21 protein-coding genes are annotated in these 18,211 nt (G+C 66.8%); 4 read left to right on the forward strand and 17 right to left on the reverse strand.

Going from position 1 to position 18,211, the window contains the following annotated elements; genetic code table 11:
• Nucleotides 1-197: 197 nt before the first annotated feature.
• Entirely contained in the window at nucleotides 198-479 is a 282-nt protein-coding gene (locus U0034_RS00515; protein ID WP_085230442.1) for a hypothetical protein, read from the reverse strand.
• 436 nt (nucleotides 480-915) lie between these two features.
• Between U0034_RS00515 and U0034_RS00520 the strand changes: the two genes are divergently transcribed.
• Together U0034_RS00520 and U0034_RS00525 are read left to right on the forward strand one after the other, a co-directional pair.
• Nucleotides 916-1,362, forward strand: coding sequence for a hypothetical protein (locus U0034_RS00520; RefSeq protein WP_085230443.1), 447 nt, complete (start codon nucleotides 916-918; stop codon nucleotides 1,360-1,362).
• Nucleotides 1,363-1,489: 127 nt separating this feature from the next.
• The gene (locus U0034_RS00525) at nucleotides 1,490-2,089 is read left to right on the forward strand and encodes a BPSL1445 family SYLF domain-containing lipoprotein (RefSeq protein WP_085230445.1); all 600 of its coding nucleotides are present in this window, start codon (nucleotides 1,490-1,492) and stop codon (nucleotides 2,087-2,089) included.
• 104 nt (nucleotides 2,090-2,193) lie between these two features.
• Here U0034_RS00525 and U0034_RS00530 read toward each other — a convergent pair whose 3' ends face one another.
• The 8 genes from U0034_RS00530 to mltG all read right to left on the reverse strand — a co-directional run bounded on the left by U0034_RS00530 (nucleotide 2,194) and on the right by mltG (nucleotide 8,929).
• Entirely contained in the window at nucleotides 2,194-3,261 is a 1,068-nt protein-coding gene (locus U0034_RS00530) for a glycosyltransferase family 4 protein (protein WP_085230446.1), read from the reverse strand.
• A gap of 254 nt (nucleotides 3,262-3,515) precedes the next feature.
• A complete protein-coding gene (locus U0034_RS00535; protein WP_085230447.1) occupies nucleotides 3,516-3,872 on the reverse strand; it encodes a Rap1a/Tai family immunity protein in 357 nt (118 codons plus the stop codon).
• A 109-nt stretch (nucleotides 3,873-3,981) separates the two neighbouring features.
• A complete protein-coding gene (locus U0034_RS00540) occupies nucleotides 3,982-4,740 on the reverse strand; it encodes an ankyrin repeat domain-containing protein (protein ID WP_085230449.1) in 759 nt (252 codons plus the stop codon).
• Nucleotides 4,741-4,805: 65 nt separating this feature from the next.
• Entirely contained in the window at nucleotides 4,806-5,597 is a 792-nt protein-coding gene (locus U0034_RS00545; protein WP_085230451.1) for a TatD family hydrolase, read from the reverse strand.
• Nucleotides 5,598-5,620: 23 nt separating this feature from the next.
• Entirely contained in the window at nucleotides 5,621-6,145 is a 525-nt protein-coding gene (locus U0034_RS00550; RefSeq protein WP_085230453.1) for a GNAT family N-acetyltransferase, read from the reverse strand.
• A 32-nt stretch (nucleotides 6,146-6,177) separates the two neighbouring features.
• Entirely contained in the window at nucleotides 6,178-7,215 is a 1,038-nt protein-coding gene (locus tag U0034_RS00555) for a DNA polymerase III subunit delta' (RefSeq protein WP_085230455.1), read from the reverse strand.
• An 81-nt stretch (nucleotides 7,216-7,296) separates the two neighbouring features.
• Entirely contained in the window at nucleotides 7,297-7,917 is a 621-nt protein-coding gene (tmk, locus tag U0034_RS00560) for a dTMP kinase (protein WP_085230457.1), read from the reverse strand.
• A 1-nt stretch (nucleotide 7,918) separates the two neighbouring features.
• Entirely contained in the window at nucleotides 7,919-8,929 is a 1,011-nt protein-coding gene (mltG, locus tag U0034_RS00565; protein WP_085230459.1) for an endolytic transglycosylase MltG, read from the reverse strand.
• A gap of 77 nt (nucleotides 8,930-9,006) precedes the next feature.
• On the opposite strand from mltG, the gene ygfZ reads away from it, so the two are divergent.
• Nucleotides 9,007-10,038, forward strand: a complete 1,032-nt coding sequence (gene ygfZ, locus U0034_RS00570) for a CAF17-like 4Fe-4S cluster assembly/insertion protein YgfZ (RefSeq protein WP_085230460.1) — start codon at nucleotides 9,007-9,009, stop codon at nucleotides 10,036-10,038.
• 13 nt (nucleotides 10,039-10,051) lie between these two features.
• The gene (locus tag U0034_RS00575; protein WP_085230461.1) at nucleotides 10,052-10,873 is read left to right on the forward strand and encodes an NRDE family protein; all 822 of its coding nucleotides are present in this window, start codon (nucleotides 10,052-10,054) and stop codon (nucleotides 10,871-10,873) included.
• Between the two features lie 7 nt (nucleotides 10,874-10,880).
• On the opposite strand, the gene U0034_RS00580 is transcribed toward U0034_RS00575, so the two are convergent.
• The 8 genes from U0034_RS00580 to pncA all read right to left on the reverse strand — a co-directional run bounded on the left by U0034_RS00580 (nucleotide 10,881) and on the right by pncA (nucleotide 18,188).
• Nucleotides 10,881-11,354, reverse strand: coding sequence for a GNAT family N-acetyltransferase (locus tag U0034_RS00580; protein ID WP_085230554.1), 474 nt, complete (start codon nucleotides 11,352-11,354; stop codon nucleotides 10,881-10,883).
• Between the two features lie 59 nt (nucleotides 11,355-11,413).
• Entirely contained in the window at nucleotides 11,414-12,268 is an 855-nt protein-coding gene (locus tag U0034_RS00585) for an SDR family NAD(P)-dependent oxidoreductase (protein WP_085230462.1), read from the reverse strand.
• Nucleotides 12,269-12,292: 24 nt separating this feature from the next.
• A complete protein-coding gene (locus U0034_RS00590) occupies nucleotides 12,293-13,291 on the reverse strand; it encodes an NADP-dependent oxidoreductase (RefSeq protein WP_085230463.1) in 999 nt (332 codons plus the stop codon).
• A 61-nt stretch (nucleotides 13,292-13,352) separates the two neighbouring features.
• A complete protein-coding gene (locus tag U0034_RS00595) occupies nucleotides 13,353-13,838 on the reverse strand; it encodes a PaaI family thioesterase (protein WP_085230464.1) in 486 nt (161 codons plus the stop codon).
• A gap of 16 nt (nucleotides 13,839-13,854) precedes the next feature.
• Nucleotides 13,855-14,157, reverse strand: a complete 303-nt coding sequence (locus U0034_RS00600) for a Dabb family protein (RefSeq protein ID WP_085230465.1) — start codon at nucleotides 14,155-14,157, stop codon at nucleotides 13,855-13,857.
• 111 nt (nucleotides 14,158-14,268) lie between these two features.
• Nucleotides 14,269-16,257: a MacB family efflux pump subunit gene (locus U0034_RS00605; RefSeq protein ID WP_085230466.1), complete on the reverse strand. Its 1,989-nt coding sequence runs from the start codon at nucleotides 16,255-16,257 to the stop codon at nucleotides 14,269-14,271.
• Nucleotides 16,254-17,447, reverse strand: a complete 1,194-nt coding sequence (locus tag U0034_RS00610) for an efflux RND transporter periplasmic adaptor subunit (protein WP_085230467.1) — start codon at nucleotides 17,445-17,447, stop codon at nucleotides 16,254-16,256. The genes U0034_RS00605 and U0034_RS00610 overlap by 4 nt, the downstream gene beginning before the upstream one ends.
• Before the next feature lie 108 nt (nucleotides 17,448-17,555).
• Nucleotides 17,556-18,188 carry a bifunctional nicotinamidase/pyrazinamidase gene (gene pncA, locus U0034_RS00615; RefSeq protein ID WP_085230557.1) on the reverse strand — a complete coding sequence of 211 codons (633 nt, stop codon included), beginning with the start codon at nucleotides 18,186-18,188 and terminating at the stop codon, nucleotides 17,556-17,558.
• Nucleotides 18,189-18,211 lie beyond the last annotated feature (23 nt).

Raw genomic sequence — 18,211 nt, forward strand, 5'->3', positions numbered from 1 at the left:
GCTCTTTCACCCGCCCGCGCGTCAGGCGGCGCATGATCTGGACCGCTTATGCTGGACTGTTCCCGCGGCCGGCGCAAGAGCGCTCTGGCCGCGCCGCTTGCGCGAACCACGCTGCGGGCAGTCGGGCGATTTTGAACGGAGTGGAAAGCATACCGGCCGGCGGAGGTGCCGGCGGCCGGCCGATCGCTGCAGTGGACCTACAAATGGCCGACCGAGGAGCCGTCGACCTTGCCGTCGATAATGTCACGGGCGTATTGAAGGCCGACTTTGTGCGCCGCAATCTGATCGTCGAGCGGCTCGTGCTCGGGCACGCCGAACATTTCCGATTTACCGCGCTCGCCGCTTGCCAGGCGCGAGATCATCACCACGATGTCGAAGCGGCGCGGGCCCATAGGCGACTCATTGGGCTCCTTTGCCCGCCGCAGCGCCTGAACCCCGATCGAATAGCCTTTGTATTGCTCTGTGAATGGTTCCGGCATGATTCCAACCTCCGCGCAAAGTGCACGAATGCACGAATCGGCATAGCTCGAGACGGGCAAGACCGGCGCAGACGGATCGCGCAACGGCTACGGCCCGCGCGGACTCCTTCGGCGCCCCCCGGGGCCAGCGCCGTCCCCGCGACCAACGACGACCGGCGGCGCCGCCTGGCAGTGGCTGATGCAAGAGCCGTTCCCCGCCCGCAGGCCGGTGGCCGCGTTCCCACCGACTCGTCGGAGCCGCGCCACGCGCGGGGCTCGGCGGGAAATGCCGGACATGTTGAAGAAATTACCTGATCGGACGCATTCGGCGCCTGCGGGCCGCGACGATTCGTCGCATTTCTTCTATGATGGCTGCCAAGACGGCCCGACTCCTATTCCGACCAGACGCCATGGGCCGCCCCTCGTCGTTGTTGCGCAACGCATAACGGAGGCATGAATGGCATGGAGACAGAACCGGTGGGTGCGGCGCTGGATCGCGACGATCCTCGTCTGGGCCGTGCCGGTAATCATCGTCGCGGTCCACGAGATCCGCGTCGAGATGGCCTACAACGTGGAAGACCGCGATCGCGCACTTACGACCTGGGTGTTTACGGACAGTCAGCGCGCGGCCGGCGCGCCGGCGCGCTGCAGGGGCACGCCCGAGGAGGCCCGTACGGCCGGCTGCCCCGCCGACGTCCTCTCGGCCAATGCGCCGCGGCATCGCGCCGCGATCGAGGAGTTCAGGGTGAGAAGGAACACCCTTATCGGCTATCTTTGGCATGCGTTCGTCGGTTATTGGGTCGTCCCCGCAGCATTCATTTTCGCCGTGGGGCTGCTCGTGGCCGGCGTTCGGCGAGCACTGCGCCGCCCTCCGAGCCCTCCGAAGCGTCCCTTGCCGCACTGAGCAAGCCGAAATCGGGACAGGTCCAGGCATGCACCGTGCTTGAAGGGGCACTGCGTTGTGTGTGATCTACGCTTCGTCCAAACCTGCCGTCGAAGGGTTTGACCGACGGATCAAAACGGAGAGAGCCATGCAAAAAGGAAGTTTCATGCTGAAGGCGGCCACGGCACTCGTGGCCGGCAGTCTCGCATTGGCGGGCTGTACGACGACCACGAACAATGGCAGCCCGACCGCGCAAAGCCAGGGCAGCTCGTCGAGCAAGCGTCAGGAAGTCAACGCCGGAGTCGATGCCGCGCTCTCGCGCATGTACTCGCAGGTGCCTGGTTCGCGGGAGCTGGTCTCGCGGGCGCGTGGGATCCTCGTCTTTCCGAAGGTGCTGCAGGCCGGCTTCGTGGTGGGTGGGGAATACGGCGAAGGCGCGCTGCGCACCGGCGGCACGACGCAGGGCTATTACAACCTGATCTCGGGGTCGTTCGGGCTGCAGGCGGGTGCGCAGTCGAAGGCCGTCATCTTCCTTTTCATGACCGACGACGCGCTCAATGCGTTCCGCTCGCGCCAGGGCTGGTCGGTGGGCGGCGACGCGTCGGTCGCCCTGCTGAAGATGGGGGCGAACGGCGCGATCGATACGACCACGGCGACGAAACCGGTTGAAGTCATCGTGATGACGAACGCCGGTCTCATGGGCGACCTGTCGCTCCAGGGTATGAAGATTTCCCGCATCAACCTCTGAGCCGCCTGCGGCGCGTGCGAGCCTGCTCGGCGCGCGCCGCGTCCGCTATCTTCCCATCTTGCGCCTGAGCGTCGATGCTCGCCGTCGAGCGGCGAGCATCGGTATCAGTTCGATGTGGAATCGATGACCTTGAACCGCGAGCGCTTTTGCGCCCGGATGACGGCCTCGTAAGCCGCGACGTACTGCCTTGCCATATGGTGCGAGGTGAAGCGTTCGTCGAAGCGCTGCCGCACGCGTGCGCGCGGGACGGTATACAGCCGGTTCACCGCCGCCACCGCGCTGATTTCGTCTTCGACGATAAACCCGGTCACGCCCTCCTCCACGACTTCGGGCACCGAGCCGCGATTGAATGCGATCACCGGCGTGCCGCAGGCCATCGCCTCGATCATGACGAGGCCGAACGGCTCCGGCCAGTCGACCGGAAAAAGCAGAGCGTGGGCACCGGACAGAAACTCGGCTTTCCGGTCATCCGCAATTTCGCCGATGTATTCGACGTGCGGCAGATCGAAGAGCGGCTTGATCTCGCGTTCGAAATATTCCCGGTCGGCCGCGTCGATCTTCGCCGCAATGCGAATCGGCAGACCGCAGTGCGCAGCAATCCGAATCGCGGTATCGACACGCTTTTCCGGTGAGATACGTCCCAAAAACGCCAGATAGCGCTGCTCGACCGGCTGCGGCGTGTAAAGCTGCCCGGGCAGGCCGTGATAGACCGTCGTCAGCCATTTCGCCTGCGGCAGCGGGTGACGCTGGGCGTTCGAGATGGAAATGACCGGCGCCGTATTGAACGTATCGAATACCGGCTGCTGCTCGGGAAGGTCCAGACGCCCGTGCAGCGTGGTAACGAACGGCGTGTCCTGCCGCTTGAACAGCGAGAACGAGTAATAGTCCATATGAAAATGGAGTACATCGAACTCGTCGGCGCGCCGGCGCACGAGTTCCATCAGCAGCATGTGCGGTGCGATGCGGTCGCGAATCGCAGGGTCCAGCCGCAGCGCGCGCGGCCAGACAGCCTCGAGGCGCGCACTCGTTTTGGAGTCGCCGCTCGCGAACAGCGTCACATCGTGACCGAGCTCGACGAGCGCTTCCGTGATGTATGACACGACACGCTCGGTGCCGCCGTAGAGCTTTGGCGGCACGGATTCGGTCAGCGGTGCGATCTGCGCAATCTTCATTCGATGGACTCCTTGCAAACGGAGCGACGCCAGCCGCTCCGGCGCGCGCCCGACAGCCGCACGGCATGCGCGAGCCCGCCGACGCGCGGCGCAAGCTCGATTATCGGGCAGGGATGCCCCGACGCCGCGCCCATTTTCATTTGTTCCACGCTGTTACAGTCGCGAAACAGAGCGCGGGGCACCTGCGGCCAAGCGTCGCGCAGGCTTGCCGCGCTCGAACCCCGGCCGCACGAGCCCCCGGGGCGTACGAATCGTCAGTCGTGGCCCTTGCACGGGAAGGCCTTGCCGAGCCCGAGCGAGACCATCGTGCTCGCGTTGTAGTCGGCAAGCTTTGGATTGTCTGCAATGTATCTGCGCACCGCATCGACGAGCTGCTGTTGCTTGACGTCGGCCGGCAGGCAAAAATACTGGCCCACTCGCGGGCCCGTCGTACCGCCGATCGCATCGATCGTGTTGTACACGCCGTCTGCCGCTCCGCGGACGTAGCCGGCGCAGGCGTTACGCGATGCGATGTCCGTGCGTGCGCACAGTTTGTTGAGATCGGCCCCCGAAAACGCGAATGCCGCAACAGGCGCGGCGAGCGTACCGAGGCATATCAAAGCCCGCAACATGGTTTTCCTTTTCTCCGAGCGGTAAATCCGCGGCCTGTCGGGCCGGCGGGACGGCATTGTCTTCCCCGCCCTCACCGGCCCGGCACGCCGCTAAGTGCGCCAAAAGCGCTCATTTTGCACTGTTTTGCCCCGTTGCAGCAGAGGCGCCCGAAGCGCCGGCGGCCGCCGCGTCCCGTGCGAACATGTCCTCCAGCCCCTGCGTGGCGTCCTTGGCGTGATAGCGCTTCGCGAAATCAAGCGCCGTGAGGCCCAGTTGGTTCTTCACGCGCGGGTCGGCGCCGGCATCGAGCAGTACCTTCATCGTCGTGATGTGATTGCCGCGTGCGGCCATCATGAGCGGCGTCGTGCCGTTCGGCGAGGCCGTATCGAGATAGGCGTCGTGGTCGATCAGCAGTTGTACGATGTCATCGTGTCCATTGGCGGCGGCATAATGCAGCGGCGCCCAGCCTTTCTTGTTGACTTCGGCGCCTTTGTCGATGAGCAGCTTGACGAGATCGGTGTCGCCGTTCAGCGCGGCGAGCATCAGGGCCGTCTCGTCGGCCTTGTCGACTTTTTCCAGGTCGACGTTGGCCGCGCCCGCCAGCAGCTTGGCCACGTTATCCGATTTCTCGCGAGCGGCCAGTACGAGCAGCGGCATGCCGTGCTTGTCCGTGGTGTTCGGATCGAGGCCCTCCTTGATCCATTTCGCCACAGATTTCTGGTCGTCGAACTTGACCGCCTTCGCGATCGTGTCCACGTCCGCCGCGTGCGCGAGCGAGCCGCCCAGCGCCGCCAGCGAAGCCGCGCAGACGACGAGCGCACGCGTCAGTGCGGCCCGCGTCGACCGGGCGTATCGGGAATGTGCGTGCGTTTCGATGGTCTTGAGCATCGTTGTTTTTCCTTTGTATGTTCGGCGCGCCGGCACCAGGCGCCGGGCGCTATCGTTGAAGCGGTTCAGCCCGCGTGCGGCGCGGCCGCCGCGAAAAGCCGGAAAAAGTTCCGGGTGGTGGCGGCGGCAAGCTCCGCTTCCGGCATCTCGCGCTCGCGCGCGATGAAACGTCCGACATGGCTCACGTACGCAGGTTCATTTGGTTTGCCTCGAAACGGGACCGGCGCGAGATAAGGCGAATCGGTCTCGATAAGCAGCCGATCGAGCGGCACCCGGCGTGCCACGTCCTGCACGTCGACTGCATTCTTGAACGTGACGATCCCGGAAAGCGAAATATGGAAGTTCTGCGCGAGCGCCCGCTGGGCCACGGGCCATGGCTCCGTGAAGCAGTGCATGACGCCGCCGGGCTCGTGTGCGCGCTCCTCCTGCATGAGGCGCAGCGTGTCGTCCGCCGACGCGCGGGTATGGACGATCAGCGGTTTGCCGGCCTGGCGTGCAGCGCGGATATGGGTGCGAAAGCGCTCGCGCTGCCACTCCATGTCGGCGATCGAGCGGCCTTCGAGGCGATAGTAATCGAGGCCCGTCTCGCCGATGGCGACGACTTTCGGGTGTTGCGCGAGTTCCACGAGCTCGGCTACGGTGGGCTCGCGCGCATCTTCGTGATCGGGGTGCACACCCACCGATGCGTAGATGTTCTCGTGTTCCGACGCGATCGCGAGCACCGACGGCAGCGTTTCGAGGTCGACGCTCACGCACAGCGCGTGCGTCACTTCGTTCGCGCGCATGTTCTCGAGCACTTGCGGCAGGCGCTGTGCGAGATCGTCGAAATTGATATGACAATGCGAATCGACAAACATCAGGGTTCCTGTGCGGCGAATGGCTAAGGATGCGGCGCACCAACGCGCTTGCCGAGGATGACGAGATCGCGCTCCACGCCGTCGAGCACGGCCACGCGCGGCAGACATCCCCAGTCTTCGAAGCCGGCGCGCCGAAAAAGCGCAAGGCTGGGCGTGTTATGGCCGAAGATGAAGCCGAGCGCCGTATCGATGCCGAGCCCGGGGGCCGCCTCGAGCGCCGCGGCGAGAAGACGCGTACCGAGGCCGCGTCCGCGCGCGCGCTCGTCGAGATAAATGCTGATTTCGGCCGTGCGCGCATACGCCGGGCGCCCGTAAAAGTCCGAGAAGCTGAGCCAGGCGATCACGCCCGAGTCGCCTCGTCCGGCTGTGTCTTCCGCGACCCATAGCGGGCGCCGCGACGGGCCGTGTGCGTCGAACCAGGCAAACCGGCTCTCGACACTGACTGGCTCGAGATCGGCCGTGACCTGCCGTGAGGCGATCGTCGAATTGTAGATGGCGACGATGGCGGGCAAATCGTCGCGCGTGGCGTCCCGATAGCGAACTGTCATCAGATCTGGTTCCTTTTTTCTATGGCTGCGGGTCAGGCAAATAGCTCGCGGTAGCCCAGAAAAAGCGCCTCGAAGACAAGGCGCGCATTGAGCGGATGGTTTTCGACCGCACGTTCGCGCGTGACCGTGCGCAAATAGCGGGTGAACGCGTTCGGATCGACCTTCGCGGCGCACCGCGCGAGTTCGCGGGCGCTCGCGGGAAAATACCGGGGCCGCTGTGCCGTGCGCTCGGCGAGCAGGTCGTACACCCAACGCTGCAGCCAGCCGAGCACGACGGGCACCGGCAGCTTTTGCAGCGCCTCGCCGCACGCGAACGCATCGCAGGCCGCGCCCGCGGCAAGCTGCTTGAGCGTGAAATCGCGCAGCGCCCGGTTCTCGTCAGCCGCCAGCGCGAGCGCGCCGAGCGGCGCTCCGCCCGCCTCCGCCAGCAATGCGGCGGGATCGGTCACGCCCTCGCCGGCCAGCCATGCGCGCGCGGTTTCGGGCGCCGGGGTGGGCATCGGCCATTGCCTGCAACGGCTCACGATCGTCGGCAGCAGCCGATCCATGCGCGCCGAGACGAGCAGAAACGCCACGCCAGCCGGCGGCTCCTCGAGCGTTTTCAGGATTGCGTTGGCGGCAGCGGCGTTCAGTGCTTCCGCCGGATAGATCAGCACGACGCGAGCGCCGCCCCGGTGCGCACCCACTCCACAAAAATCGAGCAGCCCGCGCACCTGCTCGATCTTGATTTCCTTGCTCGGCGTACGGCTCTTCTTTCCGCCGTCGTCCGCCTCAGCCTTGTCGTCGCCGTCCGCGGCGCCGCCGCCCGACCCGAGTTCGCCCGCCAGTGCTTCGGGCACGACGGCGCGATAGTCGGGGTGGTTGCCTTGCGCGAACCACGTGCACGCCGCGCACGTGCCGCACGGCTCGCCGTTCGGCAATGCCGATTCGCACAGGAGCCCCTGCGCAAGATGCTGGGCGAAGCGCAGCTTGCCGATACCGGCCTGACCGTGAAGCAAGAGTGCGTGCGGCCACTGGGCGCGCAGCCGTTGCAGCCTGTCCCAATCGTCGCGCTGCCAGGGATAGATCATCGGATGAGTCCTGAGCGAATTCAGTTACGGTCCCGAAACGGTCGAGTGTGGTCAGGGTGGTCCATACGGTCGCGCCCGCGCTTACAGTGCGGCCAGCACCTCACCCAGCGCGGCGCGGATCTGCTCGATGCTTCGCGCCGCATCCACGACCATGAAACGATGGGGGGCCTCCTCGGCGCGGCGCAGATATTCTGCCCGTGTGCGGGCAAAGAAGGCATCGGTCTCGCGCTCGAATTTGTCGGGCTGGCGTACGGCACCCCTGCGGGCGCTGGCGGTGAGCGGTGCAACGTCGAACAGCACCGTCAGATCGGGCTGGAAGCCGCCCTGGACCCATCGCTCGAGCGTCTCCAGCTTGTCCCTCGGCAGGCCGCGGCCGCCGCCCTGGTACGCGAAAGTGGCATCGGTGAAGCGGTCGCTGAGCACCCAGTCGCCGCGCGCGAGCGCCGGCTCGATGACGCGGGCCAGATGTTCGCGACGCGCCGCGAACATCAGCAAGGCTTCGGTTTCGAGATCCATGCGCTCGTGCAGCAACAACTCGCGCAGCGTCTCGCCGAGCGGGGTGCCGCCCGGCTCGCGCGTGGTGATCACACCGCGGCCGCCCTCGCCGACCTTCTCCTCGAGGCGCTCGCGAAACCACGCCAGATGCGTCGTCTTGCCCGCACCATCTATGCCCTCGAAGGTAATGAACTTGCCTCGCGCCATCTTATGGTTGACCTCTTATAAATCTGTCGACGGCCTTGTTGTGGTCGCCGAGCGTATCGGAGAACTCGCTGCTGCCGTCCCCCCGCGACACGAAATAGAGTGCGCCGGTGGCTGCCGGGTTCATCGCGGCCTCGAGCGACGCCGCTCCGGGCAGCGCGATGGGCGTTGGCGGCAGCCCCCGGCGCGTGTAGGTGTTGTAAGGCGTATCCGTCTGCAAGTCGCGCTTGCGCAGCCGGCCCGGATAGCTCTCGCCCATGCCGTAGATGACGGCGGGATCCGTCTGCAGCGGCATGCCGATGCGCAGCCGGTTGGCGAAGACGGCGGCCACGAGCGGACGATCCGACGGCTTGCCCGTCTCCTTCTCGATCAGCGAGGCCATGGTCAGCGCCTCGTAGGGCGTGGCATAGGGCAACCCCGGCACACGCTGCGACCATGCACGCGTAAGCTGCTGCTGCATCAGCCGATAGGCTCGGCGGTACACCTCGATGTCGCTCGCGCCCTTGTCGAACAAATAGGTGTCCGGAAAAAAGAGCCCTTCGGCGCTCGTACGGCCGGCTTCGACGGCGCCGATCGCGGCGAGCAGTTGTGCATCGGTCATGCCGGCCGTGTCGTGCCTGAGCGACGGATCGGCATCGATCTCCGCTCTCATGCGCTTCACGGTCCAGCCTTCGATGATCGTCACGACGTCTTCGTTCGTATCCCCGAGCGCGAGCTTCTGCAGGATCTCATAAGGGGTAACGCCGGCCTTGAATTCGTAATTGCCCGACTTGAGCCGGCTTTGCAGGCCCAGCGCCCGTGTCATGAGCACGAATGGTTCGGTGGCGAGCGGCACGCCGCCGCGCACGAGTTGCAGCGCCACGCTGCGAACGCTGCTGTGCGGCTTGATGGTGACGTCGACGGTACCGGCCAGCGTCACGGGACGCGTCGCCCAGTAATACCCGCCTGCAACGGCGAGTGCAAGCAGTACGACGGCTGCTACCCCTGAAACGAGGCACTTCTTCAACAGGGACATGGAAACAAGGCTCGGATGGACCCCATATAATACTTGTTCGTCTCCGCCGAAGTCAGGATTGACTAGTCACCGAATTCATGAACGCCGCTCCCGCCCCCGATACACCGCACGCACCGACACAGCCCACGCCCCGCCCAAGTGGCGCCGAGTACGAATCGGCCCTCACGCGCGGCGCCTTCATGATGCTGGAGCAATTCGGCGTCATCGAGGCCTCGGGCGATGACGCCGCCGTGTTCCTGCACAACCAACTGACGAACGACGTTCAGCATCTCGATGCCGCCAGCGTACGGCTCGCCGGCTACTGCTCGGCGAAGGGCCGGCTGCTTGCGTCGATGCTCGTCTGGCGCGCCGGCGAGTCCATTCGTCTCCTGAGCGACCGCACCGTCGTCGCGGGCCTCCAAAAGCGGCTCGCCATGTTCGTGCTGCGGGCCAAGGCCAAGCTCGTCGACGCGAGTGCGGAGGTCGCGGCCGTGGGTTTTGCCGGCGACGTGCGCGAGGCGCTGTCCACGCTCTTCGACGCGTTGCCGGATGGCGTCCACGTCCATGTGGCGGGCCCCGCCGGTTCGCTGATCCGCGTACCGGATGCGCGAGGGCGGGCACGCTATCTCTGGATCGGCACGCGGGCCGAGATCGCGGCACGACTGCCCGCGCTCGAAAGCCGGCTCGCCCGTGTTTCGCCCGCAGTGTGGGATTGGCTCGACATCCAAGCCGGCGAACCGCGTATTTCCGCCCCCGTCGTGGAGCAGTTCGTGCCGCAGATGGTCAATTTCGATGTGCTCGGCGGCGTCAACTTCCGCAAGGGCTGCTATCCCGGCCAGGAAGTCGTCGCGCGCAGTCAATACCGGGGCACGATCAAGCGGCGCACGGCGCTCGCACATATCGGCGAAGCTGCCGAGGTGCGCGCGGGCCTCGAACTCTTTCATTCGGCCGATCCTGGCCAGCCTTGCGGGATGATCGTCAACGCAGCCCCGGCGCCGGGCGGCGGGTTCGACGCGCTCGTCGAGATCAAGCTCGCCGCGCTGGACGCGGGCACCGTGCATCTGGGCGCGGCCGACGGTCCCGCCTTGGCGTTCGAGGCGCTGCCTTACGCCCTGCCGGCCGAAATGTGAGCGGCGGCCCGACGTGTGCCTGATCGTGTTCGACTGGCGCCCCGACGTGGCGCAAGGGGTCTTATTCACACTCGCCGCAAACCGCGACGAGTACTTTCGGCGCGCCACCGAACCGCTGGAATGGTGGCGCGATACGCCACGGGTGCTGGCCGGACGTGACCTCGAAGGCGGCGGGACGTGGCTCGGCGTTTCGCGCGATGGCCGTTTCGCCGCGCTCACGAACTATCGCGCGCCGCGTGAAGTTCGACCCGACGCGCCCACGCGCGGAAAGCTCGTGGCCGACTTTCTGGGCGGCGAACCGATGGCGCCGCTCGAGTATCTGACGCGGGTTGCCGAGCGCGGCGCGGTCTATAACGGGTTCAACCTTCTCGCCGGCGATTTCAACCGCCGCGAGCTCGGCTGGTACTGCAACCGTGGAGACCTGCCACCGTCGCTGCTGTCGCCCGGCACACACGGCATCTCGAATGCGGTGCTCGACGCGCCATGGCCGAAGCTCAGGTGCAAGCGCGCCGAACTGGCGGCACTCGTGGCCGAGCGCGGCGGCGACGTGCCGCTTGCGAGCCTCATCGCCATGATGCGCGATACGAGCGTCGCCGGCGATGACGAGTTGCCCTTTACGGGGGTGCCGCTCGAATGGGAAAGAGCGCTGTCGGCCGCCTTCATCGAGACCCCTGAGTACGGCACGCGCGGCTCGACCGCGCTGCGCGTACGAGACAGCGGCGGCAAGCTCGGCTTCGATATCCTGGAAATCAGCGACGACGATGGTTCGCATCGGTTGCGCCGCCCTGGGGACGTCGAACGCAAATTCGCATTCGACGCCGAGCCGTCGCGCTGAGCGCGCGCTACGACGGGGCTCCGGCTTGCGGCTGTGCGGCGGCAGCCGGCAGTGGGCGGACCATCTCGATGTGGGCGAGCCCCTGGGCGTCGAACGCGTCGCCGACGGGTACGAACCCGTGCCGCCGGTAGAACGGCTCGACGCGGCACAGTGCGTAGAGTCTCACCTCGGCGTGACCGCGCAGCGCCGCGTGGGCCAGCAGTGTTTGCAGCAGGCGGGAGCCGACGCCGCCGCGTCTCGCCTCCAGTACGACGGCAAGCCGCCCGATCGCACCTTCGCGCAGCAGCCGCGCCGTTCCGAGCGCGCAGCGCGACTGATTCGTCACGCCGTACGCGACCACATGGAGCGCATCGAGATCCGCATCGTCGGAGTCGTACAGCGCCGCGACGCCCTGCTCCCGCGCGAAAACCGCATTGCGGACCGTCGTGGCGTCGGCACCGAGCCTTGTCCAGTCGCCCACCTCCAACTCGATCTCATGCATCGTTGCCTCCATTCTCGAAAGGGGCAGCCGTTGCAGGCGGGCGAGACGCCCCGCGCCGCTCAGGTGCCGGGCGGCGGCGTCGGATCGCTCGGCGGACGCTGCTCGACGATTTCCTCGTGGCGCCTGCGGATACTGGGCAGGATCGCGGCATGAGGAAAGACGTAAAAGCGCTTCTCGCGCACCGCGTCGAACGCGGCGTCGGCGATCTGCATCGCGCTCAGGCGCCCTGCGCGCACCGCGCTGCGCACGGCCTTGCGGGCGAGGATCTGCGAGGCGGTCGGGGCGGCCTCGTTGCGCCAACGCTCGGGCCTCGCACGCTCGGCATTCGCGATGCCCGTCGGGGCGAATGCCGGGCTCAGCAACGAACAGCCGACGCTCTTACCGACGAGGGCCAAGTCGTGATACAGCGTTTCGGTCAGCGCGACGACGGCATGTTTCGAGGCGTTGTACACGCCCATCATCGGCGGCGCGAGAAAGCCGGCTACCGACGCCGTGTTGACGATGTGAGCCGGTTCGTTCTGCGCGAGCATGATCGGCGCGAAAACGCGCACGCCGTGCGCGACGCCCATGACATTCACGCCGAAGATCCATTCCCAGTCGTGCGCGCTCATCTCCCAAAGCAGCCCGCCCGCGCCCACGCCCGCATTGTTGAAAAGCAGGTGGACCTTCCCGAAGGCGTCGATCGCACGTGCCGCCAACGCTTCGACGGCTTGCCCATCGGATACGTCCGTCGGCACGGCAATCGCGTCCGCGCCTGCGGCGCGGAGCACGTCGACCGCCGCCGATAGAGCAGTTGCATCGATATCGGCCAGTACGAGCTTCATCCCGAGCGCGGCCGCCTTGTCGACGAACGCGCGACCAAATCCGCTTGCCGCACCGGTGACGACCGCAACGTTTCCTGCGAACTGCTCCATGGATCCTGTCTTCCTGCCGTGCCGTCAGCCGAGTTTGACGAGTTGCTTGCCGAAGTTCGCGCCTTTGAGCACGCCCATCAATGCCTGCGGCGCCAGCTCGATGCCTTCGACGATGCTTTCGCGATAGCGCAGCTTCTTTTGCGCGATCAGCGATGCGAGCTCCGACAGCGCCTGCGGCCAGACGTCGAGGTGCTCGGTCACAATGAAGCCTTGAACCATCAGGCGCATCGTCAGGATAATCGACGGATGCTTGATCGGTGCCGGCGCGCCGTCGTAGCCCGAAATCATGCCGCACATCGCGATCCGCCCGAACGGGTTCATGCGCGCGAGCGTCGCGTCGAGCACCGCCCCACCGACGTTCTCGAAGCAGCCGTCGACGCCGTCCGGCGTGGCGGCCGCCAGATCCTTGTAAAGCTGGCCCGCCTTGTAGTCGACACAGGCGTCGAAGCCTAGTGTATCGACGACGTAACGGCACTTCTCCGCACCGCCCGCGACCCCGACCGCACGGCATCCGCTCAGCTTCGCAAGCTGGCCGACGACGCCACCCACCGCGCCGCTCGCCGCGCTGACGACGATCGTCTGGCCGGCGCGGGGGCCGATGATCTTGTTGAGTCCGTACCACGCCGTGACGCCGGGCATGCCGGCCGCGCCGAGGAACGCCGAAAGCGGCACCGCGCGATCGTCGACCTTGCGCAGCCCCGCTCCGTTCGACGTACCGAACGTCTGCCAGCCGAACATGCCCGTAACCTTGTCGCCGACGAGGAACTCGGGATGCTTCGATTCGACGACGACGCCCGCCGTTTCACCGATCATCACTTGGCCGAGCGGCTGCGGCGCCGCATACGACTTTGCATCGTTCATACGGCCGCGCATGTAGGGGTCGATCGAGAGCCATTCGTTGCGCACGCGTAATTGCCCGTCGCGCAGCGGCTCGAGCGGGGTATCGACGAGCTTGAAGTTCTCGGCGCTCATCGCGCCTTCGGGGCGCGACACAAGCAGTATCTGACGATTCGTTGCGGTCATGGCCACTCCTTTTTGCTTGGGGCTGCGCGACTGCGATACGACCGATGCCCGGCGTCCGTCCTCAGCCGTCGCTCGGTCCCGGCTTGCCTGCCGCGGTGGGCCGGCGACGCTGCTCGACTACGTCGCGGCCCACCGCGAGCCGGCGCATGTACTTGAAAGTACCGATCGCCTTGGCGACGAAATGCCCTTCGCTATCGCGCACCTCGCCCTCGCAGTAAGCCATCGTCGTGGAGCGATGCAGCACGCGACCAAACGCGCGCAGCTCGCCGCGGCCGGGCTGCAGGAAGCTGACCTTCATTTCGACCGTGACGACACCGATTCCACCGCCCGCGAGGCTGCGCGCAGCCGTGGCGAGCGCGACGTCGGCGAGCGTCATCGTGACGCCGCCATGCGCGATCTGCCACGTATTCAAATGGCTGTCGGCCAGCGCGAGGGCGACTTCGCTCTCGCCGCCGGCCGCCGCGACGAGACGCACGCCGAGATGATCGATGAATGGGCTTTCGATCGCGAGCCCGGCGTCACCCACTTGCTCATGCGAATCGGACATCGACTGACCTTTCAGCTCAACACGTGTAATCGACGCACTCGCGCGATTCGCGCACCGCGCCGATGAATGCCTTCAACGCTTCGTGAGTGGGGTGCACTTGATAAGCGTCGAGCGCCGCCTTGTCGGCGAAATCGGACACGAGCACGACGTCATAGGTCGATTCGAGGCCCGGCGCCGCGATGCCGACCTCGAGCCGGACAATGCCTGGCACGATATCGCGGCACCCTTCGAGCTTTTCCTTCAGCTTGAGCGCGTTTTCGGTGCGCGTCGCCCCTTCGGCCTGCTCCTTGAGCTTCCACATGACGATGTGTCGAATCAATCTCGGCTCCTTCGTTCGCAAAATGGTTCGGTAGCGACGCATGATACTCGTTTCGCCGGTGCCGGGCTTAGCCCCCGCTTTTCCGTCGCTTTCGCCCTCGTTCCCGCTCGCTCAGTCTCGTGCAAGCGCATCCACGGGCGCGAGGCGCGCCGCTCGTCGCGCCGGGACGTAGCCGAACAACACGCCCACGAGCGTCGAGCATGCAAAGGCCGCGACGACCGAACGCGCCGAATACACCATCCGCCAGCCATCGACGAAAAGCGTAAAAATGCCGCCCGCCACGAGCGACAACGCCACGCCGAGCACGCCGCCCGCGAGGCATACGAGTACCGCTTCGGCGAGAAACTGCTGCATCAGATCGCCGCGGCGCGCGCCGACGGCTGCGCGGATGCCGATTTCGCGCGTACGCTCCGCGACCGACACGAGCATGATATTCATCACGCCAATGCCGCCGACGACCAGCGAAATGACTGCCACCGAGGTGAGCAGCAAGGTCAATGTCCGACCCACGCCCTCCGCCGTTTTCACGACGCTGTCGATGTTGTAGGTGAAGAAATCCTTGCGCCCGTGCCGACGCGTGAGCAGCCCGACAATGGCGGCCTCCGCCGCTTCGGCCGGCTCGCCCGCGCCAATGCGCACCGTCAGGCTGTCGACCCCGCGCTGGCCGAAGAGCCGGGCGCCGGCGGTGGAGTAAGGAACCCAGAGATTCGGTGTCGCACCGGTGCCGAACATGCCGCTGCGGTCAGCCGTCACGCCGATGACGACGCAGGGTACGTTGCCTACGAGCACGATCTGGCCGAGCGGGTTTGCCTGCTCGCCGAACAGTGCGCGGCGTGCATGGCGATCGATAACGGCGACCTGCGCGTACCGGCGCACGTCGCGTTCGCCGAACGCGATTCCGTGCGCGATCGCGAGCCCGCGCACACGAAAGAATTCGCCGCTCACACCCGAGACGAGCGCGTCGACCGCAAGCCGGCCGCGCCGCACCGGCAGCGATCGGCTCGTTGCCGGCGTGACGGCTTCGGCGAAGCGGGCCTCGCGCAGAGCATCGCCATCGGCGGGCACGAGCGTGCGAATCGACGCGGCCTCCGGGTCGCCCCAGTCCTTGCCCGGATAGATTTCGATCGTATGCGTGCCCATGCGGCTCAGATCCTCGAGCATGTAGCGCTTGGCTCCTTCCCCGATGGCGACGATGGATACCACCGACAGAATGCCGATGACGATGCCGAGCATCGTGAGCAGCGTGCGAAGCCGATGCGCGGCGAGGGCCGAGCCCGCCATGCGGCAGGCCGCGAGAAAGCGGCCGAATGCGGCACCGCGGCGCGGTGCCTCGGACCTCGCGGTGCGCTCGCCTGTCATGGCGCGGCCTGGCGCCGCGATCTCCGGCGTTTCGCCTGCCGGCTTACGATCGGCCGTATCCCTGACGATCGCGCCGTCGCGCAGCTCGACGATCCGGCCCGCCTGCCGCGCCACCATCGGATCGTGAGTGACCACGACGATCGTATGACCGAGCGCGTGCAGCTCGTGCAGGATGGCAAGCACCTCGTCGCCGCTCGCGCTGTCGAGCGCGCCCGTGGGCTCGTCCGCGAGGATGACCTCGCCGCCCGTCATCAATGCCCGCGCGACGCTCACGCGCTGTTGCTGGCCACCCGAGAGCGCGTTCGGCCGCCGACCGACGTGTTCCGTCAAGCCAAGGCGCGCAAGCAGCTTTAGCGCACGTGCCCGACGCGCGGCTCGCGGCATGCCCGCGTAGACGGCCGGCACCTCGACGTTGGCTGCCACACTCAGGTGCGGGAGCAGGTGGTATCGCTGGAAAATGAAGCCGAACCGTTCGCGGCGCAGTCGCGCAAGCGCGTCAGGCGACAGTGAGGCCGTGTCGATGCCGCCCACGGTGTAGCGTCCCGTGCTCGGCGTATCGAGACAGCCAAGCAGATTCATGAGCGTCGACTTGCCCGAGCCGGACGCGCCGACGATGGCCACGAATTCGCCCGCCGCGATCGTCAGATCGATGGCGCGCAGGACGGTGACGGCCTCCTCGCCGTCGCCGAAGCGGCGCGTGATGCCGGCGAGCGCGAGCAGCGGCGCGCGGGCCGCCCTCATGCGCCCTCGCCCCCCGCCGACTGAGGCTGCGCCTCGCCAATGACGACGCGCTCGTGCTCGAGCAGTCCGGCGACGATTTCCGCACTCACGTTGTTGTTGATTCCGACCGCCACCGGGCGCACGCGCGCGTGCCCCTTGGCATCGACGACCCGCACGGCGTACCGGCCATCGGCCGTTTTTTCGCCGAGCGCGGATACCGGCACGACCAATGCCCGAGAGGCACTCCCGAGCACGATGACGACCTGCGCGGTCATGCCGATGCGCAAGCGGCCATCCGGATTCGGCACGTCGAAGCGCGCATGATAGTAGACCGCCGCGCCGGATGCCTTGCCCGTCTTCGTTGCGGCGGCTGCATGCGCGCCTTGCGTCTCGGCGAAATCGGCGGGCGCGGGGTCGACACTGGCAAGGCGGCCCTCGTGACGGCGCTCGGGCTCGCCGAGGATCGTGAAATAGGCGCGCTGGCCCGGGACGATCCGTACGACATCCGCTTCCGATATTTCCGCCTTGACCGTCATCGCATCCAACTGCGCCAGCTTCAGGATGACGGGCGCCTGCTGTTCGGCGATGAGCGTTTGCCCTTCCTGCGCAACGATGGCGACCACCTCGCCGTCCATCGGCGCGAGGATCCGCGTATAGCCCACCTTGGCCCGAGCTTTGTCCACCTCCACGCGCGATTTGGCCAGCAGGACGTCCAGCGACGCCAATTGCGCTTCGGCCACGGCGAGTGCGGCATGCGCGCGTTCGGCCAGCTCGCGGGATGCCGCGCCGAGCGACGCCATGGCCTGCGCGCGTGAGTTTGCGCGCCGGGCCTCTTCGAGGCGCGCCGCCGCGGCACGCCGCTGAGCGCGCGTATCGGCTTGAGCCAACCGCGCTTCGCGCAATGCATGCTGCGCGAGCGTGGGATCGATCTGGGCGAGCGGCTGCCCGCGCTTCACGCGTTGTCCGAGCTTCACGAAAACGAACTGTAGTTGACCTGAGACCTGCGCGCCGACATCGACCCCGCGCTGTGCATGCAGCGTGCCGGCTGCCAGCACCGCATCCTCGATGTCGGCGCGCACCACCGCGGTGCTCAGGTAGCGTGCCGGCTCGCGGCCGCCAAAATGACGCACTGCGTACGCGGACAGTGCCGCGCACATGGCGAGGGCAGCGAGAGAGGCCACCACGAGCGGGCGGCGGCGAGCAGGTTTCATGTCGGCCAGATGCGCGTATCGAATGCAAAGCTCGCTACGCTAGCGCACCGTCGGAGGCCGCGCGGCGAGCGCCCGGCGATTCGGACGATCGGCGGACCGTGCCGCGTCTCAGGTGCGTGCCGCCACCTCGTCGGCACGCATGCGCAGCACGCCGGCTGCGGCCATGTCGCGCCAGGCGCGTTCGAGCGAGCCGCCGAGGTCGATGGCACGGCAGGCGTCCTCGACCACGATGGCTTCGAACCCCGCGGCGCGCGCGTCGAGCGCCGTCCAGGCGACGCAATAGTCGGTGGCAAGCCCGCAGCACCAGACACGTCTCGCACCCGATTCGCGCAGATAGCCCGCAAGGCCCGTCGGCGTTTTGCGGTCGGCCTCGATGAAGGCCGAGTAGCTGTCGATGTCGCGCCGATAGCCCTTGCGGATGACGAGGCGCGCGTGCGCGATGTCGAGCGCGGCGTGCAGCGCGGCGCCTCGCGTGCCCTGCACGCAGTGCACGGGCCACAGCACCTGTTCCCCATAGGGCAGCGCCAGCATCTCGAACGGCGCGCGGCCAGGATGGTTGGCGGCGAACGATACGTGCTCGGACGGATGCCAGTCCTGGGTCAGCACGACGTGCTCGAACGTGCGCGCCAGCCGGTTCGCGATCGGAACGACCTCGTCGCCGCGCGCGACCGCCAACGCGCCGCCGGGCATGAAGTCGTTCTGCATATCGACGACGAGCAATGCGTCTTCGCCTCGCCTCATGGTCATGGTGATCCTCTCGCTAT

The organism is Trinickia caryophylli, assembly GCF_034424545.1.
GTDB classification, from domain to species: domain Bacteria; phylum Pseudomonadota; class Gammaproteobacteria; order Burkholderiales; family Burkholderiaceae; genus Trinickia; species Trinickia caryophylli.